The 25,238-nt window shown below is 62.6% G+C and carries 20 protein-coding genes; 5 read left to right on the top strand and 15 right to left on the bottom strand.

Annotated elements, in window-relative coordinates; translation table 11 throughout:
• Positions 1-405 precede the first annotated feature (405 nt).
• Positions 406-1,854, top strand: coding sequence for an oligosaccharide flippase family protein (locus BZF61_RS05050; RefSeq protein WP_086617546.1), 1,449 nt, complete (start codon positions 406-408; stop codon positions 1,852-1,854).
• A gap of 43 nt (positions 1,855-1,897) precedes the next feature.
• On the opposite strand, the gene BZF61_RS05045 is transcribed toward BZF61_RS05050, so the two are convergent.
• Together BZF61_RS05045 and BZF61_RS05040 are read right to left on the bottom strand one after the other, a co-directional pair.
• Complete coding sequence (locus BZF61_RS05045; RefSeq protein ID WP_086617545.1) at positions 1,898-5,059, bottom strand: hypothetical protein; 3,162 nt, start codon at positions 5,057-5,059, stop codon at positions 1,898-1,900.
• Complete coding sequence (locus BZF61_RS05040; RefSeq protein ID WP_169711944.1) at positions 5,059-5,325, bottom strand: spike base protein, RCAP_Rcc01079 family; 267 nt, start codon at positions 5,323-5,325, stop codon at positions 5,059-5,061. Before BZF61_RS05040 ends, BZF61_RS05045 begins: the two co-directional genes overlap by 1 nt.
• A gap of 531 nt (positions 5,326-5,856) precedes the next feature.
• Between BZF61_RS05040 and BZF61_RS05035 the strand changes: the two genes are divergently transcribed.
• A complete protein-coding gene (locus BZF61_RS05035) occupies positions 5,857-7,182 on the top strand; it encodes an O-antigen ligase family protein (RefSeq protein ID WP_086617543.1) in 1,326 nt (441 codons plus the stop codon).
• Positions 7,183-7,221: 39 nt separating this feature from the next.
• On the opposite strand, the gene BZF61_RS05030 is transcribed toward BZF61_RS05035, so the two are convergent.
• From BZF61_RS05030 to BZF61_RS05010, 5 genes are all read right to left on the bottom strand, one after another.
• Positions 7,222-8,025, bottom strand: a complete 804-nt coding sequence (locus BZF61_RS05030; protein ID WP_158094057.1) for a glycosyltransferase — start codon at positions 8,023-8,025, stop codon at positions 7,222-7,224.
• A 53-nt stretch (positions 8,026-8,078) separates the two neighbouring features.
• The gene (locus BZF61_RS05025; protein WP_086617541.1) at positions 8,079-9,080 is read right to left on the bottom strand and encodes a glycosyltransferase family 2 protein; all 1,002 of its coding nucleotides are present in this window, start codon (positions 9,078-9,080) and stop codon (positions 8,079-8,081) included.
• A 6-nt stretch (positions 9,081-9,086) separates the two neighbouring features.
• Positions 9,087-9,962 (bottom strand): glycosyltransferase family 2 protein, encoded by an 876-nt coding sequence (locus BZF61_RS05020; protein WP_086617540.1) that lies wholly within the window; start codon positions 9,960-9,962, stop codon positions 9,087-9,089.
• A 122-nt stretch (positions 9,963-10,084) separates the two neighbouring features.
• On the bottom strand, positions 10,085-12,298 hold the full coding sequence (locus tag BZF61_RS05015; RefSeq protein WP_086617539.1) for a GumC family protein: 2,214 nt from the start codon (positions 12,296-12,298) through the stop codon (positions 10,085-10,087).
• A gap of 4 nt (positions 12,299-12,302) precedes the next feature.
• Complete coding sequence (locus BZF61_RS05010) at positions 12,303-12,983, bottom strand: polysaccharide biosynthesis/export family protein (protein WP_086617538.1); 681 nt, start codon at positions 12,981-12,983, stop codon at positions 12,303-12,305.
• Between the two features lie 422 nt (positions 12,984-13,405).
• Between BZF61_RS05010 and BZF61_RS05005 the strand changes: the two genes are divergently transcribed.
• Positions 13,406-13,822 carry a hypothetical protein gene (locus tag BZF61_RS05005; protein WP_143736923.1) on the top strand — a complete coding sequence of 139 codons (417 nt, stop codon included), beginning with the start codon at positions 13,406-13,408 and terminating at the stop codon, positions 13,820-13,822.
• Here BZF61_RS05005 and wecB read toward each other — a convergent pair.
• The 8 genes from wecB to BZF61_RS04965 all read right to left on the bottom strand — a co-directional run bounded on the left by wecB (position 13,792) and on the right by BZF61_RS04965 (position 23,565).
• Positions 13,792-14,958: a non-hydrolyzing UDP-N-acetylglucosamine 2-epimerase gene (gene wecB / locus BZF61_RS05000; protein ID WP_086617536.1), complete on the bottom strand. Its 1,167-nt coding sequence runs from the start codon at positions 14,956-14,958 to the stop codon at positions 13,792-13,794. The genes BZF61_RS05005 and wecB overlap by 31 nt on opposite strands.
• Positions 14,955-16,259, bottom strand: coding sequence for a UDP-N-acetyl-D-mannosamine dehydrogenase (gene wecC, locus BZF61_RS04995; RefSeq protein ID WP_086617535.1), 1,305 nt, complete (start codon positions 16,257-16,259; stop codon positions 14,955-14,957). The genes wecB and wecC overlap by 4 nt, the downstream gene beginning before the upstream one ends.
• Positions 16,260-16,461: 202 nt before the next feature.
• Positions 16,462-17,715: a glycosyltransferase family 4 protein gene (locus BZF61_RS04990; RefSeq protein WP_086617534.1), complete on the bottom strand. Its 1,254-nt coding sequence runs from the start codon at positions 17,713-17,715 to the stop codon at positions 16,462-16,464.
• A 2-nt stretch (positions 17,716-17,717) separates the two neighbouring features.
• Positions 17,718-18,983: a nucleotide sugar dehydrogenase gene (locus BZF61_RS04985; protein WP_086617533.1), complete on the bottom strand. Its 1,266-nt coding sequence runs from the start codon at positions 18,981-18,983 to the stop codon at positions 17,718-17,720.
• Positions 18,984-19,093: 110 nt separating this feature from the next.
• A complete protein-coding gene (locus BZF61_RS04980; protein ID WP_086617532.1) occupies positions 19,094-19,849 on the bottom strand; it encodes a 3'(2'),5'-bisphosphate nucleotidase CysQ in 756 nt (251 codons plus the stop codon).
• Positions 19,846-21,759, bottom strand: coding sequence for a sulfate adenylyltransferase subunit CysN (cysN, locus tag BZF61_RS04975; protein ID WP_086617531.1), 1,914 nt, complete (start codon positions 21,757-21,759; stop codon positions 19,846-19,848). Before cysN ends, BZF61_RS04980 begins: the two co-directional genes overlap by 4 nt.
• The gene (gene cysD, locus BZF61_RS04970) at positions 21,759-22,661 is read right to left on the bottom strand and encodes a sulfate adenylyltransferase subunit CysD (RefSeq protein WP_086617530.1); all 903 of its coding nucleotides are present in this window, start codon (positions 22,659-22,661) and stop codon (positions 21,759-21,761) included. Before cysD ends, cysN begins: the two co-directional genes overlap by 1 nt.
• A 76-nt stretch (positions 22,662-22,737) precedes the next feature.
• A complete protein-coding gene (locus tag BZF61_RS04965; RefSeq protein WP_086617529.1) occupies positions 22,738-23,565 on the bottom strand; it encodes a class I SAM-dependent methyltransferase in 828 nt (275 codons plus the stop codon).
• Between the two features lie 111 nt (positions 23,566-23,676).
• Here BZF61_RS04965 and BZF61_RS04960 point away from each other — a divergent pair, with 111 nt between their 5' ends.
• The gene (locus BZF61_RS04960; protein WP_086617528.1) at positions 23,677-24,759 is read left to right on the top strand and encodes a CaiB/BaiF CoA transferase family protein; all 1,083 of its coding nucleotides are present in this window, start codon (positions 23,677-23,679) and stop codon (positions 24,757-24,759) included.
• Positions 24,759-25,214 carry a MaoC family dehydratase gene (locus BZF61_RS04955; RefSeq protein WP_086617527.1) on the top strand — a complete coding sequence of 152 codons (456 nt, stop codon included), beginning with the start codon at positions 24,759-24,761 and terminating at the stop codon, positions 25,212-25,214. Before BZF61_RS04960 ends, BZF61_RS04955 begins: the two co-directional genes overlap by 1 nt.
• Positions 25,215-25,238 lie beyond the last annotated feature (24 nt).

Below are 25,238 nucleotides of genomic sequence, written 5' to 3'. Positions count from 1 at the left end.
CAACATCGCAGATAATCGAAACGCCCTTCATCGCTCTTGAAGAAGAAGTCTTCGACACCGCACGCCTCTTCGTCAAAATGCGAGCTCCCGCAAAAGAGGCATTGGGACGAGAGTTCAAGCCCCTCCTCCAACGGCGAAGTGCTTTGCGATATCGAAGATTGGTTCATATCTTCAGATAGTTCTCTTGTACGAAAAGAAGAGGGTGCAAGGCAGCCGATGTCCGCGGAATACTTCGAAGCTTTGCCGTGTCGGTCTGCGTATCGGCACGGGCCTTAATTGTTGCTTTGGCGCTTGCGAGAGGGCAATAGCCCGCAGCCCCGCGCTTTGGAACATCAAAGTTGGCATTCCTTGCGGTTTGGCCACAGTGCACAAGAATGGCTCTCTTTTGCTGGCGAAGGCCGCACCATGAAATTGGCAAAAAATTCGCTGCTTAGCCTGCTGCCGACCCTGGCGGGGATCGCCGCGAGCATCCTGACGGTGCCGGTCTATATCGCCGAAATCGGCAATGACCGCTATGGCGCACTGCTGGTCGGGCTGGTGCTGCTGGGCTATTTCGGTCAGGCGGACTTCGGACTTGGGCGGGCTTTGACGCAACGCCTTTCGGCCGAGCGCGATGCCGATGCGACCGAGCGGGCGAGCATCGTCTGGTCGGCGCTTGCCGGGGCCTTGGGCATTTCTATCATCGGGGCAGGGCTGATCTGCATTGCCGCATACGTCTTTTTCGCATTCTTCTTCGAAGCGACCGACAGCCTTCGGGCCGAGGCGATTGGATCGGTCTGGCTGTTCGGCCTGTGCGTGCCGGTCATCATGTATACCGGGGTCTCGACCGGCGCCTTGCTCGGGGCGGAGCGCTTCGGGGTGGTATCGGTGGGAACGATGGTCGGGAACCTGCTGTCGCAGGTGCTGCCGCTGGCGATGGCGGTGCTCCATTCGTCCGATCTCAGCTGGCTGTTGGGCGCATCGCTTGCCGGGCGGGTCATCGGGCTGGTGCTTATCGTGGCGAGCATGTGGCGCGTGTTCCTGCGCGGCCAGCCGGTGATCGTCTCGCGCAAGCAGTTGCGGCGGCTGTTCGCCTTCGGCGTCTGGATCATGGTCACCGCGATCATCGGCCCGCTGATGATCGTTTCCGACCGCGTGGTGATCGGCGCCACGATCGGGGCGAGCGCGGTCGTCGCCTATTCGGTGCCCTTTCTCATCGCCCAGCGCACGATCACTTTCCCGCTCGCGATCGTCAACGCGCTGTTCCCGCGGCTTGCGGCGCAAACCGAAGAGCAATCCGCAGCCCTCGGCAAGGTGTCGGTGGTGCTGGTGGGCCAGCTCTATGCCTTTGTCGTGGCCGGGCTGATCTGCCTTGCCGAGCCGCTCTTGCAGCTGTGGCTGGGCGACAAGCTCGACGAGCGCTCAATCCTGGTTGGGCAGATCGCGCTGATAGGGTTCTGGATCAACGCGCTGGCCAACGTGCCCTATGCCCTGATTCAGGCGCGTGGCAATTCGCGCTTCACCGCCATGCTGCACGTGATCGAGCTGCCGCTCTATTTCGCCACGCTTTACGGCCTGGGGCTGGCGATGGGGCTGACAGGCATTGCGCTCGCCTTCACGCTTCGCACGACGCTCGATTGCGGCGTGTTGTTCCAGAAGGCGCGGTTTGCCGGCGGCGATGTGTTGGGCAAGCTGATCGGGCCGGCGGCGGTGGTGCTCGCCCCGCTCGTGGCATCGTCGCTGCTCGATAGCTGGACCAACTCCCTCGCGGCGGCCAGCGCATGCAGTCTGGTTCTGCTGGCGTTCAGCTGGTTCCAGATGCCGCAAATGGCAAAGACCCGGCTGATCGCGCAGTTCGCCCGGATGTCGAGATAGGGGCTGCGGCCGAATTGCCGCGACCGCAGCCACGTTGCCCATCCTACAGCCCCAGCGCGGTGATTACCCGCGCTGCCTCCTGCCGTGCCAGCGTCAGGGCGTTGGCGAAGTCCGGATCGCTGCCATCGAGCACGGCAATCAGCATCAGCCTGCCGTTCATGTTCAAGCCCGAATTGCCGTAGCGATCCCGAATATCGGTGATGCTGGCGTTCTGGTAATTCACCCCGCGCACCTCGGCGGTTACAGCCGCGCCGGTTGCCCATGCCGTATGCAGCCCGTCGCGCGTTACCGTGGTAATCTGCGTTCCGTTCGCCCAGTAGGTTGCCGAAGTGAAGCCCGTGCCAGAATGCGGCGCGCTGCCGCTGCCATCCACCGCCGCGCCCGCAAAGAAGCTCGTGCTATTGCAGCCTGCCAGCATGAACTCGTTATCGGTTGTCTTGACGACATAAACCAGCGTCGCATTGCTCGGCCCGGTGTTCGCCGCGAAGGTCGTCTGCATGAAGTCGGTGCTGCCATCATACAGCGCCCCGGCATTATAAACCGGCTGGCTTGTCGCGGATGCCTGCACACGGTTGCGGGTGCCGGGGTTCTTGGCATTGGGCACCACCGCAATCGTATCGCCCGCGCCGGGGATCACGGCCCCGCCATCGCCCGCAGTCATCGCGGCGGTGTTCGTCCAGTCGTAAACCGCCCATGTCGCGCTCGATGCGGAAAGCTGCTCGATCAGCGATTGGCCATAGCTTACCGTTGGCTCAATGGTGGCGCTTCCCGCAATGTTGCTAAGCGTAATCTCGCAGCTGATTGAATCTCCATTAACCAGCCCCATGCCCGCCGCATCGAGCGTGATGACCTTGCCGGTTTGGCCTGCGATGTTCACGCCGTTCTTCTGCCACTGATATGTCGCGGTGATCGGCTGCGTTCCTGCCGCAGTCCATTGCGCCACCAGCGCCTCGCCATCATCGGGCGTTCCGGCAATCCCGTTCGACAGAAAGGCAGGCTTGAACAGCGCCAACTCGTCCGCCGCCTCGGCCAGCGCGCCGGGGGCAACCACTTGCGGCATGGTGTCGCGGTTGCGATCAAACGCAAGCCGCCGGGTAAAGCCCAGCGCCTTGACGGGCACGGTCGGCGCAAAGTCCCCATTCGGGAAGTCCTCCACCACCGTGTCCAGCCCGCCAAAGGCAAGGTTCATCACCCCGCCGGGAATATTGGCATTGGCTGCCCACACGAGGTTGTTCTCGATAGTGATGTTCGGCAAAGGCCCGGCGCGATAGCTGATGCCCCTAAGCAGGTTGTTCTTGAACACCACGTTATTGAGAAAACGGGTTTCAGTGGTGCTGCCACTCAGGATGCGGCTATCGAACAGCCATCCCTGATTGGGCATGGTGTTGTGCATCCACACCACATGGCTATAGTCGCAGCGGCGGGTGAACTGCGAAAGCAAGAAGTCCGGGTTTTCCGATCCCGTCTGCGTCCGGATATTGGCGGTGAGATTGCCGAACATCAGGATGTCCCGCTCGTTCGATACCCCGCCGAGGCCCGGATCGAGTGCGGGCGGCGCGAGATAGTAAAGCTGGCAAGTCAACTCCCACGCCTTGTTGAAGGCGATAATTACGTTTTCCAGATTGTCGCGGGTGTGCTGATACCAGTCGCCATGGCTGTTCGCGTTCCAGACGATTTGCAGCGGCGTGTTCTTGAAGCTGGTTGCCCCGAAGCCCTGCCCGGCAAGGCCCGCAAGCGAAAGGCAGGCGGCCACCCGGTCTTGCGCGACAAAGCCAGCGTCAAGCGTCGCAGTCACACCGGGCAGGGTGTTGAGCCAATCCACCACGTCGCTTGTCCAGTAGCCATCGCCCAATGCCCCGGTGTAATAGGGTTCCGAGCCGTTGCCGTGATCGAAGGTATAGGTGGTCGAGCCAATCGTCACCGTCCAAACCCCGCCGCCCGTGCCCGACGAATAGTTGCCGCCCGAACGCGCGGCGGTCGCCACGCTTTCCGGGCCGGAGTAAACCATCGTAAAGGCGGGTCGATCCGTGTTGAGGTCGTTCTGATCCGAACCCTCGAACTCGCTGGAAACGATGCACACGGCGTTGCTGGCAATGTCGCTTTGGCTATCCCCGACATAGCAGCCGCGTATGAGCGAAGCGTTGACCACCGGCTGGTTGAGCTTGGTAATCTGGCATTCGGTATACCAGGTGTTGCTCGGCATACCGCCGCCGTTCCACTGCCCGCCCCGGATAAGCTCCTTTTTGCCGAGCGAGGAAAGGTTCGTGATGTTGATCCCGTCTGCCCAGTGATTGCCGGGCAGGCCGGGGCCATAGCCGGTGCTGGTATTGGTGTTCATCGACGTGCCATATTGCGCGTCGAAAGTGATATTCGTGCCCTTGAAGCGCCAGAAGGTGCGCTGCGCATTCATCAGCGTATTGGCATCGGTGGTGTAGCTGGTGTTGCCGAGGATGACGCCCGGAACGCTTGCCTCAACCGTGAAGCGCCCGGTGATCGTCCAGCGATCCGTCGGCACTGCCGAAGTCGAGCCAAAGCCCGTGGTGTAGCGCCCCGCCTTGGCGATGGTGAAGCGCGGGTTCTGGTAATTGCCGTTAACCACGAAGGGAATGGCGTTGGGGATCGACTGATAGCGCTCGCCAGCAATTTCCGCGAGGTCAGGGTCGATGGTGATTTCCACGTCGTGCAGCACGTTCTGCGGCGAGTAGAGGAAGGGGCCGATCACCCGCTTCTGGAAGGTGCTGTCGTTGGCGGTTGCCTCGATGTAGAGCCGCGCCGTGCCTGCGGTGCTGGCGGGTTTCTTGAGCCGCACCCACCAGCCATAATAGCTGCGCGCCCCGCGCTCGGTGGTGATGGTGTTCCAGCGCGGTTCGCTGACCGAAACGACGTTGCCCTCGTAGTAGAACCGAACCTCGCGCACCCCAAGACAGTTTTCGAGACTGCCATTGTCATCCGCCGCCGCGATGACGCCCACGTCGAGCGTATCGGTGAACCACTGATTGGGCGGGGTGAGCAACCGCAGCGCAGGCTTGGCAAGGGTGCGCACCGGATCGACTGGCGCCGCCGGATTGCTGCCCCCAAAGCCGGAACCAGCCGTGCCGTTCCATTGGGGGGAAGGGGTGAGGGTTGGGATGGCCACGAAAAGACCGTCCATCACTACCGGGGGGGCCGAGCTTCCCGAGATCAGGCCGATGCCATGCCATGTCATCAGGCAAGGCCCACGATGTCGCTGGCGGTGGTTCCAGTCTGCCGCAGCGCCGCGACCCGGATGGCAAGCACGCTGCCGGACGCCACATTGCGCAGCACCACGTCTTCGTCCGATCCGACGGCTCTCAGCGCGATGTCGCCGCCCGTGCCGACATAGATGGCCTTCGTATATTGGGGGAGATCGCTTGTATCTGCCGGCACGATCGCGAAGGCGAGGCGCGCGGGAGCAATCAGGCTGTCAATTGCCGTACTGAAATGGTCCGCCATCAGTTTTAACCTTTCTGGTTATCATTAATGACGTCCTTAAATCATTATGGTTATATGTAGGAAAGCGCTTTTTCTTCGTCGCTCCATTGCGCCTGCGGCGCAGGCCTTTGTGTCGCAAGGATCCTACCTCTTGGGATGACGGCTCTCACCGAAAATGGCCGAGCCATTGCTTGTGACGGTGATGCGTCCATCATGCGTCCATTGTCCGAACAGGTTGATGATGGACTTCCTGATCGTGTCAGACTTTCATGGCCGCCGCAAACATAGTTTCACGCGCATCGAGCGATCCCTTGCGAATGCTTCGCTCGCCATTCGCTGCGCGGGTGAATTTGCTCCTCGTTGAGATTTTAAGATACTGCAAAAATGGGAGATTTTTCGCCGCTTCGTGGGGTCATCATCGCCGGTAATTGTGAGCGAGCGGGTCGTTGCGGGTTGGGTCGCAGGCCTCGGTTCGGAAACCGGCTTTGACGCAGACCTGAAATCCGCTAGCGTTGTTGCGTGACAATTGCCCGGCCCCTCGTGACGCGTCGAATGCCATTGCCCGCGAGACAAGCTGCGCGCGGGGCTCTGTCAGCAAATGTCCTGCTGGCGGTGGTGCTCGGGTACATCATGCTCTTGCCCCCGCAGTTCAACATCCCGATCGGTACATCGGTGATTCCGCCCTACCGGTTCGTGCTTTTGGCATCGGTGTTTTACATCGTTGGATCGAGGCTGCGCGGCCAATGGCGGTTCGTGCTGCCCGATGCCCTTATGCTCGTGGCGGCAGTCTGGATATGGGTCGCCTTTTTCGTAGTAAGCGCAACCTTCGAAGACTTCTTCACAGCGTCGGTCGCGCAGACGTGCGACATCATCATTCCTTACTTCTTTGCCCGGTCAACCCTCCGGTCATTGCGAGACCTTCGCCTGTTCCTGATTTTGATGGCGCCGGCCTTTGCTGTCACTGCTGCAATCATAACGCTCGAATCGGTTACAAAAACACATATTATCCAGCCACTTGCGCGTTCGCTTCTCGGCGTGGGGGGCGGGTACAGCCTGATAGACTACCGGCTTGGGCTGCTGCGAGCAGCCGGGCCTTTCCCGCACCCGATCCTTGCCGGGGTCGTCTTGTCGACGCTGCTGTCGCTTTACTGGTTTTCGGGTTTGCGAGGATGGCCTCGCCTAGTCGGCGTGGGCGCTGCGCTTGCGAGCTTTTTCACTGTCAGCTCGGCCGCGCTTCTCGCGCTGACCTCGATGATTGTGCTCATCATCTATGACTGGTTGACCGAGCGGATTGCCAACATATCCTGGCGGCTGTTCTTCATTCTTTTCGGCATTTTCGTGTTCGTCGCCGAGCTTGGAACCAAGTCCGGCACTTACAGCCTGCTGGTCCGGTTCGGCTCGCTCAATTCGTCCAGCGCATACTACCGGACTTTGATTTGGCGATTCGGCAAGCAGAATGTCGAAAAGCACCCGTGGTTCGGGATCGGCTACGCGGAATGGGAAAGGCCCTTCTGGATGGGCAAATCGGTTGATCACTACTGGTTGCTCCAAGCAATACAGGTGGGCATTGTCCCTCCGCTGATGTACGCAATCGTGATTTTTCTGGCATTTCTCGCGCTGATCCGTCGCCAATCCAGCGCGAACCTGGTCGATGGGCGTGCGTTGCGCGGCGTTGCCATCGCCATGGTCGTTATGGCTTTTGCGGTTGTCTCGGTGGCCGTTTGGCTGTCGGCGCAGGTCTGGTTCCACCTGATGATGGGCCTCAGCGTCAGCATGGGTTACGCAACCTATGCGGTGCTCAGGGCGCCAGCGCCAAGAGGTAAATATCCGGTTCCGGTGAACCTCGGCAACCGCGCTCATGCACACGCGCTGCGCTGAACTGCGCGCGCAAGGCTGGCCGCGCCTAGCGTCATGCCATCAATGTCGCCGCAGGATCGCCTTTGCCAGCGCGATGATCTTCTCTCTCAGGCTGCGCAAGGGATGGAAAATCAGCCGATCGAGCAGCAGATCAGCGGCACTGGTTTCCTCGATCCCTATGCCCGGGCGCAGACCAAAGCGGTCGAGAACGTCCCTGTCGCCAAGCCGCTTGCCCTTGATTCGGTTTGCGACGTTTTCACCGTGCACGACCTGGAGCCAGCAAGGTGCGGTATCGACTTGTCTGGTCGGAAAGCGCGCGGCGAGTTCCGTGTGTGGGGCGGCCCAGATCGTCTTCGCGCCGTCGGCGGCTTCGACGAGCGACGCAAAGGGATTGCTGTCGTCAACCGCCGTATAAAGGCGGCCAGCACGCAGCGCGACGCCTTGGCGGAAGTTCACGATTGTCCCATCCGGCAAGCCCTCACACTCGGCGCGGATCCGCATCAGAAAGTCGCGCGAGACCGCATCGTCATTGTCGAGACGCGTTGTTATGACCCGCTGCGTTCCGGGAGAGAGGCGTTTGGCCACATCATCTGCGGCCAATGAGGCTCGAAACGGGCCGACGAAAATCGGCTCGAACGCAACCTGTGACTGTGCGGCGATGATCTGTTCGCGAAACTGCTCCGGGGTCTGCTCATCAAAATAGATCAGCCAATGAAACGCATGGCTTTCCTGTGCCGCCATGCTGGGAAGGCAATAGGTCATGAACAGTTCGAACCGGCCTGACAGCCAGCCGGGAGAATTGCGGATCGGGGCTTCACGGCCCGGACTGGCGATATTGAAACGGGTGAGGACGAAATGTTGCAAGTCGGGCTTTCCAGATCGGATCGGCGGTGTTGGACGCATCACGTGTCTCGATCTCATGGCTTGAGAGGGGATCGCGCCAGCTTCGCCATGAGCCCCCGCCCCTTGTGATATCCGAAGATCCAGTAGGCCGGATGGATAGCCACGAGACGATAGCCATTGCCCAGCTCTCGCAGATGCAGGTTCCATCTGCCGATCAGCCGACCGGCAAGCCACCGTTCTGCGGCGGCAAGCCACACGAGAAATCCTGCCAGCCAACGGTGTGCAGGTCGCCAGTGCGCGCGGACGAACTCCATCGTCCCGGCGGCGCGATAGAGCAGCCGCATCGGCGAAAGCGTGTTGCCATGGCCAGCAATGTGCGTGGCCCTTGCGCCCGCGATGCGCCAGAAGCGGTAGCCCTTCTGCTTGAGGCGGCAGAACAGGTCGACCTCCTCGCAATAGAGGAAGAAGCGCTCGTCGAGCCCGCGGGCGGCATCCCACGCCTCGCGAGAGAACATGACGAAGCCGCCGCAGAGGACATCGACTTCGGCATCGGTGTCGATCCCGAGGATCGGGCGGCTGGCGACCAGCGATTTGCCCATGGCAGTGCTGGCTAGTTCGATGAGCGAAGGGATGGCGATGGCATTGCCGGTATCGGGCTGGCCCTCCCTGTCGAGCGTAAGGCCGCCCCATGCGCCCGCGTCCGGGTTGGCGAGCGCGCCGTCGATCAGCCGGTCGATCGAGCCGGGATGGGCCACCATGTCGGGATTGAGCAGCAGCAGGCGCGGTGCGCGGGCGTGGCCGGCGATGACGTTGTTGCCACCGGCAAAGCCGATATTGCCTTGGCTGGGCACGATCCGCACCCACGAGAACCGAGCCGCGACGAGCGCTTCGGTGGAACCGTCGCCATTGTCGATCAGCAGGGTCTCCTGGCGGTAGCGCTGACAGGCCTGCGGGATAGCGGCGATGCAGTCCGCGATCAGCGCTGCCGAATTATAGGCGACGATCATGATGCTGACGTCGGGAATGGTGCTGCCGCCATCGGCTCCCGGTCGAGCGGTGATTGCGGCCTCGTCCATGGGCGATCAGACCTGCCGCGAGCTGAGGTCGCGGGTCCATTCCTGCGCCTTGCCGCGTGCCCGCCGCCAATTGGCCTCGGCGCGGGCGAACAGCTTGACACCCGAAAACACGGCAAGATCAAGGGGTGAGACCCCGCTGCGCAGCGCGGCGCCGAGTCCGCGCTTGCCGTCATGCTCGGCGAGGTAGGGGCTGGGATGGAGCTGGCGGACTTGGGCGGTCCCGATCTGCCGCCGCGCCTCGATCCGCACCTGCTCGCCCGCCGTGCGCGGTGGATGGACAGTCGTGAACACCGGCCGGCCCTCCGCATCGTTCGTGATGTAGCGTTTCTGGCTGTCGGGGAAGCGGGTGTGGATCCACAGGTCGTCGGCGATGATCGGCGGGAAGCGTCCGATCGCCTCAAGCGCGGCGCGCGAAAGGCCATAGCAACCCGCCCCGCCCTTGCCTGCCGTGGCATAGGGTTGGCGCAGCCAGACGCGGTAATAGGCGCGGGCAAGCCAGTTCAGCCGCGAAAAGTCCAACCTGATCGCCGGAGCAGCTGTCATGACGCCCGGTTCGCAAAGCGCATTGGCGAGCGCAGCCAGCGTCACAAACCCGCATTCGACATCAGCATCGAGGTAGATGCGCGGAAAGTGGGTCGCGATGTCATTGGCGGCGTTGATCGCGCCGGTCTTGGAGCCCTTCGGCAGATCGAGCACCCGTGCGCCTGGGGCTGCGGCCCGTGCCAGTTCCACGGTGCGATCGTCGCAGCCATTGGCGGCGACGATGATTTCCATCTTGTGGCCCTCGGGCGCGTCGCGCAAGACGGTTGCGAGGCAGCGCCCAATCACTGCCTCTTCGTTGTGGGCAGGGATGATGACCGTGAAGGCTGGATGGCTGGTCATGATGCTAGTCCAATCCGGGAGCCACGGGAGCGATGATCGTCTTTGAGAGGGCCCCTTGGGCTTAAATCAGCACTCTGGACAGGACAAGCCGCTGTTGCAGTGCAGCACCGGCATTCGGCGCGTCAGCGCGCCTTTTTGTCGCGGCCGTATTGGTAGTATTCGTATTGGTAGCCATAGGCCTGACCAGCCTCGAGCGCGCGATATTTGGTGAGGACCACACCGATAACATTCGCACCGGCTCCGACAAGCCGCTTGATCGCGGAGCGCGCCTGACCAAACGGCAATTTGTTCGCCTCGAGCACGAACACGGTCCCGTCCACGAGCCGTGCGAGCATCGGCGCATCCGCGAGACCGAGCACCGGACAGCAATCGAAGATGATGAGCGAGTATTCTTCACGATACTTGGCTATGAAATCATGCAATTCCTGCGATGCAAGAATTTCGACCGGGTTCGGCGGAATCTCGCCAACCGGCAGAATCTCGAGATTCTCGTGCACCCCTTTGACGACCGCAGCCTCAAGCTCGACATGTCCGAGCAGCACTTCGACAAAGCCGACCTTGGGACGTTCAATGTCAAGCAATCCGGCGACTGAGGGGCGGCGCAAGTCCGCGTCGATCAGAAGCGTCTTGCGACCCAGGCCCGCAAAGAGTTCCGCCAGGATGACAGCGGTGGTGCTCTTGCCCTCGCTGGCCTGAGTGCTGGTGAACTGGATCACGTTGCGATTGCGGGACAGGCTGAAATCGATCGCAGCGCGGATCGAGGAATAGGCCTCCATCAGGGCGCTGAACCGGTTCGTGCCAAGCGCTTCGATATCGCGACTTTCCACGTGCGGCGTGTGTCCGAGCAAGGGCAGACCAATCTTTTCCTCGACCTCGTCGAGCGAACGGATCCGGTCATCGAGGGTCTCGCGCAGGACTGCAAGCAGGCCGGCAAGTGCCACACCAAAGACCAGTGCGAGGCCCAGATTGGTGAGAAGATTGGGCGAATAGGGCGATCCCGGCACGACCGCGGGGTCCAGCTTGGTAATGGTGTCGGGTTCGACATTGGCCGCGCTGTTGATCTGGTTGTAGCGGTCGAGCAGGGTCTTCAGCTGGTCACGCAGGGCCTGGGCCTCGCGATCAAGCACGCTCAGCTCCACCTGCTGGTCCTGCTCTACCAGCCGCTCGCCGGTCAGCGCGGCGAGTTCGGAGGCAAGCGCACGCTCCTGAGCCTGAGCCACCAGATACTGATTGCGAACCGTCGCCTTGATATCTGCACTACTGCGCTCGATCTGCTCATCGAGAACCTTGAGCTGCGCTTCGAGATTGCGGATCTGAGGGAAGTCGTCGTTGTAGCGCTGGCGCAGGTCAGCCAGCTGGGCGCTTTTCTCGGTGCGCTCGGACACCAAGCCCTGGAGCACGGGGTTGCTCTGCACCTCGGGGAGCTGGGCGGCAGGAAGGTTCTGGATCGCGCGCCAGCGTTGTTCGGCTTCGATCCGCGCAGCCTTCGCGTTGGCGACCCGGGCGTTAATGCTGGCCAGATTGCTGGCCGTGAGGGTCGAGGCCGTCGGATTTTCATCGTCGCCAGACTGCTGGACGATGATCCCGCTTTTACGCGCATAGGTGTTGGTCACCTGCTCGGCTTCGGCCAGCCGTTTGCGGGTCTCCTCGATCTGTTTGAGAAGGTAATCGAGCGCGTAGCGATTGCTTTCGATCGTGCTGCTCGAACCGCTGGCGACAAAGGCATCGGCATAGGCATTGGCAATCTCGGCCGCCAGCGTGGGACTTTCGGACCTGAAGCCAATCGTGATCACCCAGTTCTCGGGCGATGATGTGGCTTCGACGGAACCCACCAGAAGCGAGACCGCCATTTTTTTCTTGGCTTCTAGCCACTGCTCATCGCTCATGCCGGGAGCGCGGCCTTCGTCGACATCCTTGCCGAGAAAGTCGTTGCGTGTCGCGAGATTGAGATTTGTCGCGACCGTTTCGGCCAGCGAGCGGCTCTTGATCACCTCGATCTGGGTTGAAATATATTCGTAGAACTGGCTGGAAGGCACCCCCTGCTCGACATCCTGGCCTTCGACCACGTACTGGCCGTAAGGCTTGAGCGCGACCTTCGACTGCGCCTGGTACATCGGCGTTGCCAACAGCGTGACGACCAGACCGACCAGCAGGGCGAGGGCGATCACCGATCCCACGAGCCAGCGCTGGCGGAAAATCACCCCGCGGATGGCCGCGAAATTGATCAGCTGGGGGCGCGGCGCGACGGGATACAGATGCCCTTCTGGCATGTAAGCATCCAGCCATGCGCCTTGGCGGGCAGGCTCAGGGGCCTGGACAAGCGGTCTTTCGTTCATGGTCTCAGTTGTTATTCAGGCCGGCGACCGCAAACACGCCAAACGCTGGCAAAGCCTTCAGCAGGTCTTCCCAGAACACCGACAGCCCGTCAGTGCCCATGACAACGCGATCGCCTGGCTGGAGCACGGGATCGAGCATCGTTCCCTGGCGGATCTGCCCGTAATCGAACTTGGCCACCATGATACCCTCCGGACTTTCGCGGAACACGGCGACTTGCTTGGTGTTGGCTGTCCGCTTCGGCCCTCTCGCCAGCGCGATCGCCGAGGACAGGCGCGCGCCGGGCTGGAAAGTATAGACGCCGGGCGTCTCAACCGCACCTTCGACGGTCACGAGGTGTGACGCATATTCGGTGATATTGACGCTGACGAGGGGTGACTTCAGGCCGACCGCAGCCAGACGACGGGTAACGTCTTGCTCGAACTGCTTGGCGGTCATGCCCGCAGCCGGGATCGAGCCAAGCATAGGCAGAGAAACATTGCCTTCCACGCCGATCCTGACTTTCTCGAGCGAAAAATCCGGCTCGCGGAAGACCGTCACCGCGATCTGGTCGGAAGGTCGCAGGACATAGGAGGTCGGGCGCTGATGGCTGTATCCGCTTTGCCCGAGATCGGCGCGCGGCTGGACGACGCTTGGGCCGATAACAGGCTCGGGAGTGGACGCGCAGCCTGCGAGTGCGATCGTCACGGCAGCTGCGGCCGAGGCTTTCCATACGGATTTGAACCTCAGTGGTGGCACGGATTCCTCCCTTACTTAACCACGTGCTTATACATAGGAATACCCCAGCGCAACACTCTTGGTCATCCCCGGCACGCCCGAGGAGATCCGTTGTCCCGCACGGGAAGCCAGGCCAGGTGGCAGCCATCACCGCACGCAAGGCGCGGACACAAATCCCCTTGCTGGCAGGCAAACCGCCACTTGATGCGCACCTCTTTTAGCGGCATGGCCCGGGGCAATTTCCCACCCAGACAAGAAGCGCGATGCCTTTCGCTCATTCGATCCTCAGCCTCTCGGCCAGCGGCCTTTACTTCTGCGTCATCGTCGCCTGCCTCGCTGCTACGCTCACCGCGCACAGGGCGCGGCAATTGCCGAGGCATGTCTGGCACTGGTTGCTTCTTGCCCTGTTCTTTGCCGTTCTGATCGCCCTGCGCCTGCTGAATGTGGAAGACAGCCTGCGCAATGCCCTGCGGGCGGCACTGCGCGCAGAGGACAGCTACCAAGAGCGCCGGGAAATTCAGGGGCCGATCATTGCAACCATCGTCCTTCTGGCCGGCGCAGGCACGCTCGCGCTGCACTATCGCACGATGCGCTATGTCCGCGGCCGGCGCAATGTCGCGCGGATGGCAGCGCTGTGGGGGGCGATGGCAATGCTGTGTCTGATAGGCTTGCGGATTATCTCGCTGCACTCAGTCGATGCCCTGCTCTATGGGGCGGCAAAGCTCAACTGGATTATTGATATCGGCGCGAGCCTGACCGTTTTGGGCGCGGCAATCTATTACACGTGGCTGGTACGCCGGCAGGGCTGATGTCGCAAGTTGGCAAGGATCGTGGCGATCCGTCTGCTGGCGCTGCCGTCGCCATAGGGATTGTGCGCTCTGGCCATGGATTCATAGGCTTGCCGGTCGTCGAGCAACCGTGACGTTTCTGCGACGATCCGCGCTGTATCTGCCCCGACCAGACGCGCCGTGCCCGCAGCAACACCCTCTGGCCTTTCGGTGGTGGCGCGCATCACCAGCACCGGTTTGCCCAAACTTGGCGCTTCTTCCTGAATGCCGCCGGAATCCGTCAGCACGATGTCGCTTGCGGCCATCATCGCCACGAAATCGAGATAGTCGAGCGGATCGATCAAGGCGATGTTGTCGTGGCCGGAAAGCGCCGGACGCATGACTTCGAGAACATTCGGATTGGGGTGGAGCGGATAGATGATCGCCACGTCCTCGCGCGCGGCAAGTTGCTGGATCGCGGCCGCAATCTGCTGCATCCCGGCACCGAAGTTCTCGCGCCGGTGGGCGGTGACGGCGATGATGCGCTTGCCTTTGAAGCGCTCCCTGAGCGGTGCCACCACCGGAGCCAGCGACGGATCGGCAGCGATCTTGTGCTGCGCGAATATCAGCGCGTCGATCACCGTGTTGCCGGTGATGTGGATCGCGCTGTCAGGAACGTTCTCCGCCCGCAACGCCGCTGCGGCCGTCTCGGTCGGGGCGAAATGCAGATCGGCGATTGCGCCTGTTACCTTGCGGTTCACTTCCTCGGGCCACGGCGAATAGATATCGCCGCTTCTGAGGCCCGCCTCGACGTGACCCACCGGAATGCGACGGAAATAGCAGGCCAGCGTCGCCATCGTCGTCGTGAGTGTATCACCGTGGACCAGCACCCGATCGGGCTTGATTGTATCGAGTGCAGCGCCGAAGCGGGTGACGATACGCGCGCAAAGCGCATCGAGGCTTTGTCCGGGCTGCATCAGGTCGAGATCGATGTCGGGTGCAATCCTCGCCATCGTCAGCACCGAATCCAACATCTCGCGGTGCTGTGCCGTGACCGCTACGCGCACGTCGAATCGGCCGGTTTCACGTAGGGCGAAGACCACCGGAAACATCTTAATGGCTTCGGGCCGGGTGCCGAAAGTGACAAGAATGCGGGGTTTCCCGCCGCTGCTGTTCATCGCTGCAGCATGCCCCGCGTGTCGAACACCAGCTTGCCGGACAAATCCTCCGGGCCAAGATGCTTGAAGGCGGTGTGATCGACCAGCACCACCACAATCTCGGCGGCCCGCAGGGCTGCGTCAAGCGTCACCAGCCTTGCGCCGGTTCCTGCAAGGGGCTCGGGAATATCCTTGGTAAATGGCTCAACCACGAGGATACGCTCCCCGTCAGTACGCGCCAGCGCCTCGGCGATTGCGAGCGAGGGGCTTTCGCGGAAGTCGTCGATGTCCGGCTTGAAGGCGAGGCCGAGCAGCGCGACCTTACCGTGGGGCATGGCTTCGAGCAGTGCGCGGATGCGTGCCTCAGTATGCACAGCCTTGTGATCGTTGACTTCGCGCGCGGTGCGCACCAGCCTCGCGGCTTCGGGCGCACCGGCGACGAGGAACCACGGATCGACCGCGATGCAATGCCCGCCCACGCCGGGGCCGGGCTGGAGAATATTGACGCGCGGGTGGCGGTTGGCGAGGCGAATCACCTCCCACACGTCCACACCGATGACATCGGCGATCATCGAAAGTTCGTTGGCAAAGGCGATATTGACATCGCGAAACGCGTTTTCGACCAGCTTCACCGTCTCGGCCACGCGGGCGGTAGTGCAGAAGCAGTCGCCTTTGACAAAGCTGGAGTAAAGCACCGCCGCGCGCTCTGCGCAGGCCGGGGTGACCCCGCCGATCACCCGATCATTGTGCACCAGTTCGTTGACGATCCGGCCTGGCAGCACGCGCTCGGGGCAATAGGCCAGCGCGATGTCGGCCTCGCCCGTCGCGCCTTCGCGCGGCACGACGAGATCGGGTCGCAGTTCGCTGATGATCTGCGCCACCCGCTCGGTGGTGCCCACAGGCGAGGTGCTCTCGACGATCACGCAGGCGCCCGGCCTGATCCTCGGTGCAATCGCGCGCGCCGCGGCCTCGACATGGGAGATGTCGGGCGCATTGTTCTGGCCCAGCGGGGTCGGCACGGCGATCAGATAGAAGCTGGCGGAGGGCACCTCGGTTGAGGCGACAAGCGTTCGCGCGGTGATCGCATCACGCACCAGCTTGTCGAGATCATGCTCTTCGATGTGCACGCCGCCCGCATTGACCGTGTCGACCACCTTGCGGGAGACATCGACACCGCACACGCTCCAGCCATAAGAGGCGAGCAGGGCCGCCGTCGGCAGGCCGATATAGCCGAGACCGATCACCGCGATCTGGTGGTCGGGTGCTGGATGCGTCTGTGGCTTGCGCCCGAGCGCGGCGGTGGCGTCGAAAGGAGCGTTCATGCGGTCTCAGTCCCGGATTACGCGCCGGGTAATGGCCGCAAAGCCCTTAAAATCGCGTTAGGCTTGCCTGCGATTTTACCATTTCGCCCGGCCTATGCCGGGCCGTGCTGAGCGCGGCTCGTGCCGCCCACCCGGCCCCTATGGCGTGATGGCATGATCGGCGGCGGGGCGGGAGGCGCAGCGGGCGGATCAGCGAACCCGATTATTGCTTGCCGAGCGCCTGCAAGTAGGCCGCGAGCAAGGGTTTGATCTGATGCTGCCAATTAAGCTCGTTGACCACGCGCGCGCGGCCAAACGCGCCCATCCGCTCACGCGCCGCGGGATCATCGATCAGAATCGCGATCTTCTCTGCCAAGTCGACCGGATCGTTGGGCCTGGCATAGAGCGAGGCCTCCTGCGCCGAGAACCGCCCTTCGGTGACGTCGAACTGCACCATCGGCTTGCCGAGGCTCATATATTCCATGATCTTGTTCATGGTCGACTTGTCGTTCATCGCGTTGACCCGGTCTGGGTTGACGCCCAGATCCATGGTCGAGAGCACCTCGAACAATTCGGCATCGGGCGCGCGCCCGGTGAAGGTGATGAAGTCGCCGAGGCCGCGGCTCATGGCGAGTGCCTGCAACTCGGCCAGTGCTGGCCCCCCGCCGACGAGCACGAATTGGATATCCTCGCGGCCCATCCGGCGGACAAGGTGATCGACCGCGTCGATCAGCAGGTCGATACCCTCTTGCTCACCCATGACGCCGACATAGCCGACCATGTGCGCGCGGCCGTTCTTCCAGCGGGGGACCGGAGCCACCCGCTTGAGCTTCGAAAGATCGGGGCCGGAACGCACGACATGCACCCGCTCGGGCTTCATCCCGCCGCGTTCGATCGCGATTGTGCGGTAGGAATGATTGGTTGCGATCGAGACATCCGCTGCCATGAAGGTCAGCTTCTCGAACAGCACCATCAGCTGCCAGAAAAACCCGCGCTTGTTGAACTTGGCTTCGTAAAGTTCGGGATTGATGTCGTGGTGATCGAAGATGTAGCGCACGCCCAGCAGCTTGAACGGCAGGGCGACAAGGAAGATGAGGTCAGGCGGATTGCAGCCCTGAATCACATCGATCCGGCGCTTAATATGGATCTTCCACGCCAGCACCGTTTCCCAGAACAGCGCCGCACCATATTCCGCGAGGAACCCGATCGCGCCCTTGGCTTCCAGCGGCAGCGGGTGGCGGTGGATTTCGATGCCGTCGATGACTTCGAAGCGCCTCTCGTAGCCCTTGCCGGTGGGGCAGATGATCGAGACATGCGCGCCCGCGGCCTTGAGCGTGCGCGCCTCTTGCCACACCCGCCGGTCAAATGGCAGGGGCAGGTTCTCGACGACTATCAGCACATGACGACCCTTGAGCGGCTCGCCTTCGATGACCGCCGGGATGCCTTCCTCGGCGCCGAGCGTTGCAGGGGCGTTCATCGTCAGGGAATGGCGCTGATGTCGACCACCTTGGCCGGATCGACGGCGAGGCTGTCGATGAGGCGGTTGGTGGCAATGATCCGGGCATAGTCGCGGGTTTCGGCGGTGGCCTTGTCGATCAGCAGCCCGTCGATGCGGGGCAACACCGAATAGGCATAGCCCAGGTTTTGGCCGACGAGGTTATCGGGCGCCACCTTGGGATCGTAGATATCGAGATCATAGCCCGCTTCGAGCAGCTTGCGCGCCATGTCGACAGCCGGGCTTTCGCGCAAGTCGTCGGTCTCAAGCTTGAAGGCGAGGCCGACCAGCAGAACCTTGGCACCCGGTTCGAGCCCGCGGGTCGCGTGCAGGAACTGGTGGTGCTTGTGCGCCTCGTTCGAGCGGATGAGCGAGTCTACGAGGTGCGTGGCCGATCCGGTGTCGGCTGCGATATATTGCAGGGCGCGCACGTCCTTGGGCAGGCACGACCCGCCGAAGGCGCCGCCGGGACGGGTATAATAGGCGGACAGGTTGAGCTTGGTGTCGCTCTTGAAGATTGCGTGAACTTGCTGGGCAGAAATGCCGAGATTCTGGCACACGCGGCCGATTTCGTTGGCGAAGGCGACCTTGACCGCATGCCACGAATTGTCGACAAACTTGGTGATCTCCGCCTCGCGCAGACCCACTTCGAACACCGGTGCGTCGATCCCTTCGTTGAGCTTTGCCATATTGGCCGATCGCTTGCCACCGCGCGTGCCGATGACGATCTTGGGCGGGTTGAAGAAGTCTTCAATCGCGCTCGCTTCGCGCAGGAATTCGGGGTTGTAGACCAGCTCGACCACCCTTTCCGCAGCATCGCCGAGATGGTTCTGAAGGATCGGCCAGATCATGTTCTCGCAACTGCCGGGGCGCATGGTGGAGCGGTATGCGAGCGTCAGCGGCCTGACGCGATCGGGCTTCAGCGCGGCGGCGATCGCGCGGGTGACCTGCGCGATGTAGCTCATGTTGTGCGCGCCATCGACGCCGCTTGGCGTGCCCACGCAGACGATCGCGATGTCGGCATCGTCGAGTTCGTCCGTCAGCCGGGTGACAGCCTTGATCCTCCCCTCGGCATGGGCAATACCGATCAAATCATCCAGTCCCGGTTCATAGACCGGCGCGCGACCTGCGTTGAGCGCGGCGACCTTGGCCTCGCTGACATCGACGCCCACCACCATATGTCCTTGGCTGGCGATGCAGCCGGCCGCCGTCGCGCCTACGTAACCCAGTCCAAAAATGGCAATCTTCACGAATGCTCCCCCAGGGCGCAACGTCCCGCGACCATGGCTCGCCTAGCAAGCGATATCCTGTGTTGCAATGCACAACAGACGCATGTCTTGGTGCCTGCGGCGATGGTTGTTCAGGGCTTGAGCCGTGCGACTGCATCCAGGACCTGCGCTGCCAATTCACGGCGACAGATCAACAGGTCGGGCATATAGGTATCGGGCTGGTTATAGGCCAGCAGCGACCCGTCGACACGCGAGCAATGAAGCCCGTACGCCCTCGCAACCGCCACGGGCGCGCAGCTGTCCCATTCGTGCTGGCCCCCGGAATGGAGATAGACCTCCGCTTCGCCGCGCACAACCGCCATGGCCTTGGCTCCGGCGCTGCCCATCGGCACCACCGTGCCGCCCAATGTCGCCGCGACGGCCTGTGCTTCGGCGGCTGGCCGGGTGCGGCTGACGAGAAAACGCGGTCGGCTTGCGAGCGGGGCGAGAAGCTGCGGCTGGTCCGAGCGCAATACCACCTCGCCCGGTAGGCCCGGCAATGCGACCGCGCCATGCACCGGCACGCCGTCCACCGCGAGCGCGACATGCACCGCCCAGTCGGTGCGGCCTTCGGCATACTCGCGCGTGCCGTCGACCGGATCGATGATCCACACGCGTGACTTGGCAAGGCGCGCGGGATTGTCCTGCTCCTCCTCCGACAGCAGCCCGTCATCGGGCCGCGCGGCGCGGATCGCTTGGCACAGGAAGCGGTTGGCCTCGCGGTCACCGGCATCGCCGAGCGCCCTGCCGGTCAGCCCTGTTCCGGTGCGCACGGCGTTCAGCACCCGCCCCGCCTCGAGGGCGAGCATCGCGGCCAGCGGGGCATCATCAAGCATTGCGAGGTTCATTTAAGCGGCATGATCCGGTCGATGATGTAACGTGCTGCCTGTTCGGGGGTCATCTCGACGGTGTTGACCCGGATCTCCGGGTTCTCGGGCGGTTCGTAAGGGCTGTCGATCCCGGTGAAATTCTTGAGCTTGCCTTCGCGCGCCTTCCTGTAGAGGCCCTTCACGTCGCGCTGCTCCGCCACCTCCAGCGGGGTGTCGACGAAAATCTCGACGAACTCGCCTTCGGGCAGCATCTTGCGCACCATCTCGCGTTCGGCGCGGAAGGGGCTGATGAAGGCGGTCAGCACGATCAGGCCCGCGTCGGCCATCAGCTTGGCGACTTCGCCTACCCGGCGGATATTCTCGATCCGGTCGGCCTCGGTGAAGCCAAGATCGCGGTTGAGGCCGTGGCGGACATTGTCCCCGTCAAGCAGGAACGTGTGGCGGTTCATCAGGAAGAGTTGCTTTTCGACCTCGTTGGCGATGGTCGATTTGCCGCTGCCCGAAAGGCCGGTGAACCACAGCACCCGCGGGGTCTGGTTCTTCATGGCCGCGTGATCCTCGCGGGTGATGCTGACCGGCTGCCAATGAATATTTTCCGCCCGGCGCAGGCTGAAGGCAATCATGCCGGCGGCAACGGTGGCGTTGGTATACTTGTCGATCAGGATAAACCCGCCTAGCTGACGGTTAACCTCGTAGGGCTCGAAGGCGATCGGCCGGTCGGTGGCGAATTCGGCCACCCCGATCGCGTTGAGGCCAAGCGTCGTCGCGGCAAGGTGCTCGCGGCTGTTGACGTCGATCTCGTATTTGGGCGGTTGGACTGTCGCGGTGACGGTCTGGGTGCCGAGCTTGAGCCAGTAGCCGCGCCCGGGCTTCAGGGGCGTCTCGTCCATCCACACGAAGGTGGCGCTGAACTGGTCGGATGCTTGCGGCGGATCGTCAGCCGCAGCGATTACATCGCCGCGGCTACAATCGATCTCGTCAGAGAGGGTGATGGTAACCGACTGGCCGGCGACAGCCTCGTCGAGAGTGCCGTCATAGGTCACGATTGCCTTCACCGTGCTGGTCTTGCCTGAAGGCACGATCCGCACCGGATCGCCCACCCGCACCGTGCCGCTGACGATCAGCCCGGCAAAGCCGCGGAAGTCGAGATTGGGGCGGTTGACCCATTGCACCGGCATCCGGAAGGGCTGCGCCTGAGCGGCGGCATCATCGACATCGACTGTCTCGAGGTGCTGGATCAGCGCCGGGCCGCAATACCATGGGGTGTTGGCCGATGGGGCCGCGGTGATATTGTCGCCCTTGAAGCCCGAAATCGGGATCGCGGTAAAATCCCTGATGCCAATGCTCTCGGCAAAGGCGCGGTAATCGGCAACGATGGCATCGAAGATTGCCTGATCGTAATCCACTAGGTCCATCTTGTTCACCGCCAGCACCACGTGGCGGATGCCGAGCAGGTGGACCAGCCACGAGTGCCGCCGGGTCTGGCGCAGCACGCCCTTGCGCGCATCAACCAGAATCACGGCGAGATCCGCGGTCGAGGCACCGGTGACCATGTTGCGGGTATATTGTTCATGCCCCGGCGTGTCGGCGACGATGAACTTGCGCTTTTCCGTAGTGAAGAAGCGGTAGGCGACATCGATCGTGATGCCCTGCTCGCGCTCGGCGGCGAGTCCGTCGACCAGCAGCGCGAAGTCGATCGCCTCGCCTTGCGTCCCGTGGCGCTTGCTGTCGCTGACAAGCGCGGCCAGCTGATCCTCGAAGATCATTTTGGAATCGTAGAGCAACCGCCCGATCAGGGTCGATTTGCCATCGTCCACGCTGCCGCAGGTGATGAAGCGCAACAGGCTCTTGTGGCGGTGCCGGTGGAGATAGGCGTCGATATCCTCGGCGATGAGAGCATCGGCCTGAAAGGAGGAAGGGGTGTCCATCAGAAGTACCCCTCCTGCTTCTTGTCTTCCATGCTGGCCGACTGCCCTTTGTCGATCGCCCGGCCCTGCCGTTCGGAACTGGTGGCGAGCAGCATTTCCTGGATAATCTGGCGCATCTCGCTCGCCTCGCTTACGGTCGCGCCGGTGAGCGGATAGCAACCCAGGGTGCGGAAGCGGACGGAGCGGATGACCGGCTGCTCGCCTGGTGCGAGCGGGAAGCGTTCATCATCGACCACCAGGATCATCCCGTCGCGCTCGACCGTGGGGCGCGGTTTGGCGAAGTAGAGCGGAACGATGTCGATCTTTTCGAGCGCAATATATTGCCAGATATCCAGCTCGGTCCAGTTCGAGAGCGGGAAGACGCGAATGCTCTCGCCCTTCGCCTTCCTCGCGTTGTAGAGGTTCCATAGCTCGGGGCGCTGGTTCTTGGGATCCCAGCGGTGCGCGGCGGTCCGGAAGGAGAAGATGCGCTCCTTGGCCCGCGCCTTTTCCTCGTCGCGTCGTCCACCGCCGAAGGCGGCATCAAATCCGTGTTCCGTCAGCGCGCGCTTGAGGGGTTCGATCAGCTGTGCCTGTGAATAGAGCGCGCTGCCGGTGTCGAAGGGGTTGATACCCTGCGCCTCGGCCTCTTCATTTCGGGCGATGATGAGCCGCAGCCCATACTCGCGGACGGTGCGGTCGCGGTGGGCGAGCAGGTCCCGGAAATCCCACCCGCTTGCCACGTGCAGCATCGGGAACGGCGGCGGGGCAGGGTAGAAGGCCTTGCGCGCCAGATGCAGCATCACCGAGCTGTCCTTGCCCACCGAATAGAGCATGACCGGGTTCTGGGCCTCGGCCACGACTTCGCGGAATATGTGGATGCTTTCGGCTTCGAGCCGCTCGAGATGGGTGAGGTTGCGCATGGCCGTGCAGTTAGACGCTTGGTTGCCCGTCACAAGCAAGTTTGCCTTTGCAGGCCCATTGGGCGTCTTGTCGGCTTCAGGCCGGTACACTGGCGCGGTGGTAGTTCCTGACCAGACCGATGCCCATGCAGCCCTGTTCCGGATCCTCGACGATTTCTTCGGTATCGTAGATCGCCTTGATTTCGTTCCAGAAGCGGTCAACCCGGATTTCGGGATCGAAGTGGTTGGGCAGGACATCGTGCAGCACGATCACCCCGTCCGGGGCGACAAGCGGCGCGTAGAGCTCGAAATCGCGTTTGACGCCTTCGTACCGATGATCGGCATCGATCATGATGAGATCGAATGGCTCAGGCCCCATGCGTCGCACAAGTTCCTCCTTCATCGCAGCGTCATGCGAATTGCCGCGTAGCAAGGTGACCGTTTGCCCCGGCTGCGCGAAGGACTTGTAGATCGACGACTTCCATTCGGGATAGCCGCCGCCATTGATCCCGTGGGGAAGATCAATGCTGACCAGTGACGCATCGGGTGCGGCGTTCTGGCAAAACAGGAACAGCGTGCCGCCGCGTGCCGTGCCGATTTCGAGAACCCGCTTTGGCTGCCACTGGCTCACACGGCGCATCAGTTCGGTGATTTCCCAGCGATTCTGCATCGGTCGGAAGAACTGCTTGCCCGCATTCATGGCAAAGTCGACCTGTTTATCGACGCTATCCCTGAAATGACGCGACGACAAATCGCGCCGCACCTTCTGCCTGTTCAGATAATCGCGGGCAGAACGCAGCCGATAATTCATGCTCGCAAGAAAATTGATTGGCCCGACCAGATGGCCGTCGGACCGCAATTGGCGCAATCTTGCTTTGATGAGAGACATCAACAGGGCTTCCAAGGCTGCGATCAGGCGAATCAAGTTTCACCTAGGCCGCAGCCTATCGGCATGATCAAGGCCTAACAATGCCTCTTTCCGAAGACTTGCCAGCCTTGCCTGCCCCACGATAGAGCCCGCGCGAAGGAGAGAGCGATGAACCAACCATCAGGACCCTTGAGTGGCCTTCGCGTGATCGAGTTCAGCGGTATCGGCCCGGGGCCGCACGTCGCCATGCTGCTGGCCGATCTTGGCGCCGAAGTGGTGCGGATCGACCGGCCCGGCGCGGGGGTTTCCAACCCGGTCGTTGAGCGCGGGCGGCACCGCATCGGCATCGATCTCAAGAGCGAGGAAGGCAAAGCCTTTTGTCGCAAGGCCGCGGCCAGCGCCGACGTGCTGATCGAGGGTTTCCGTCCAGGTGTGATGGAGCGGCTGGGACTGGGGCCGGACACGCTGCTCAGGGCAAATCCGCGCCTTGTCTATGCCCGCATGACCGGCTGGGGTCAGGAAGGGCCATTGGCCCATGCGGCGGGCCACGACATCAACTATATCGCTATCACCGGCGCCTTGTCGGCGATTGGCAAGGCCGGCGAGACCGCGACGCCGCCGCAGAACCTCGTCGGCGATTTCGGAGGCGGCTCGCTCTATTGCGCCTTCGGGATCATGGCCGCGCTTTACGAGCGCGAGCGTTCGGGACGCGGTCAGGTGGTCGATGCCGCGATCGTCGATGGCGCGACCAGCCTGATGAGCTTCTTCTTCGGCGTACGCGGCCGGCCCTTCATCACCACCGAGCGGGGCAAGGGCATGCTCGGGGGAGCGGCGCATTTCTACCGCTGCTTCAAATGCGCTGATGGCAGGGAGATCGCGCTGGGTGCGATCGAGCCGCAGTTCTATGCGGAAATGCTCGCCAAGGCCGGTGCGCCGGCCGAGCTCGCCGAAGGGCAAATGAACCCCGCCAACTGGGAGGCCTACGCCGAAAAGCTTGCCGCGTTGTTCGCGACGAAGACGCAAGCCGAATGGTGCGCTCTGCTCGAAGGCTCGGACGCCTGCTTCGCCCCCGTGCTCGAACTCGAAGAAGCGCGCGAGCATCCGCACATGAAGGCGCGCGGGGCCTATATCGAGCACGAGGGCGAATGGCACACTGCCCCCGCGCCGCGGTTCAGCCGCACCCCAGGCGCGGTGCGCTCGAGCGCGGATGACGGGGATGCGGTGGTCGCGCGCTGGACGGCGGGTGCGTGATGGCGGGCCGCTATTTCGACCAATGGCAGGTGGGTGACCGGATCGAACACGCGATCCGGCGCACCGTTACGGAGACTGACAACCTGCTGTTTTCGACCATGACCCACAATCCCCAGCCGCTGCACCTCGATGTCGAAGCGGCCAAGGCCAGCGGATTCGGGCAGATCCTCGTCAATTCGACCTTCACCTTCAGCCTGCTGGTCGGGCTGTCGGTTGGGGATACGACCTTGGGAACGCTGGTCGCCAATCTCGGGTTCGACAAGGTGGTGACGCCCAACCCGGTGTTCATCGGCGATACCTTGCGGGCTTCGAGCGAGGTCAAGCAACTGCGGGCCAGCAATTCGCGCCCCGATGCCGGGATCGTCACCTTCATCCACGAAATGCACAATCAGCGCGGTGAGCTGGTGTGCCGCTGCGAGCGTTCGGCGCTGCTCCACCGCACCCCCGTCGCTTGACCAAAGCGGCACGGCCCCGGCACA

This window comes from Erythrobacter tepidarius, from assembly GCF_002155695.1.
Taxonomy (GTDB): domain Bacteria; phylum Pseudomonadota; class Alphaproteobacteria; order Sphingomonadales; family Sphingomonadaceae; genus Erythrobacter; species Erythrobacter tepidarius.
Note: the sequence above shows the minus strand (reverse complement) of the source record. Positions and strands in the feature narration are given on the sequence as shown.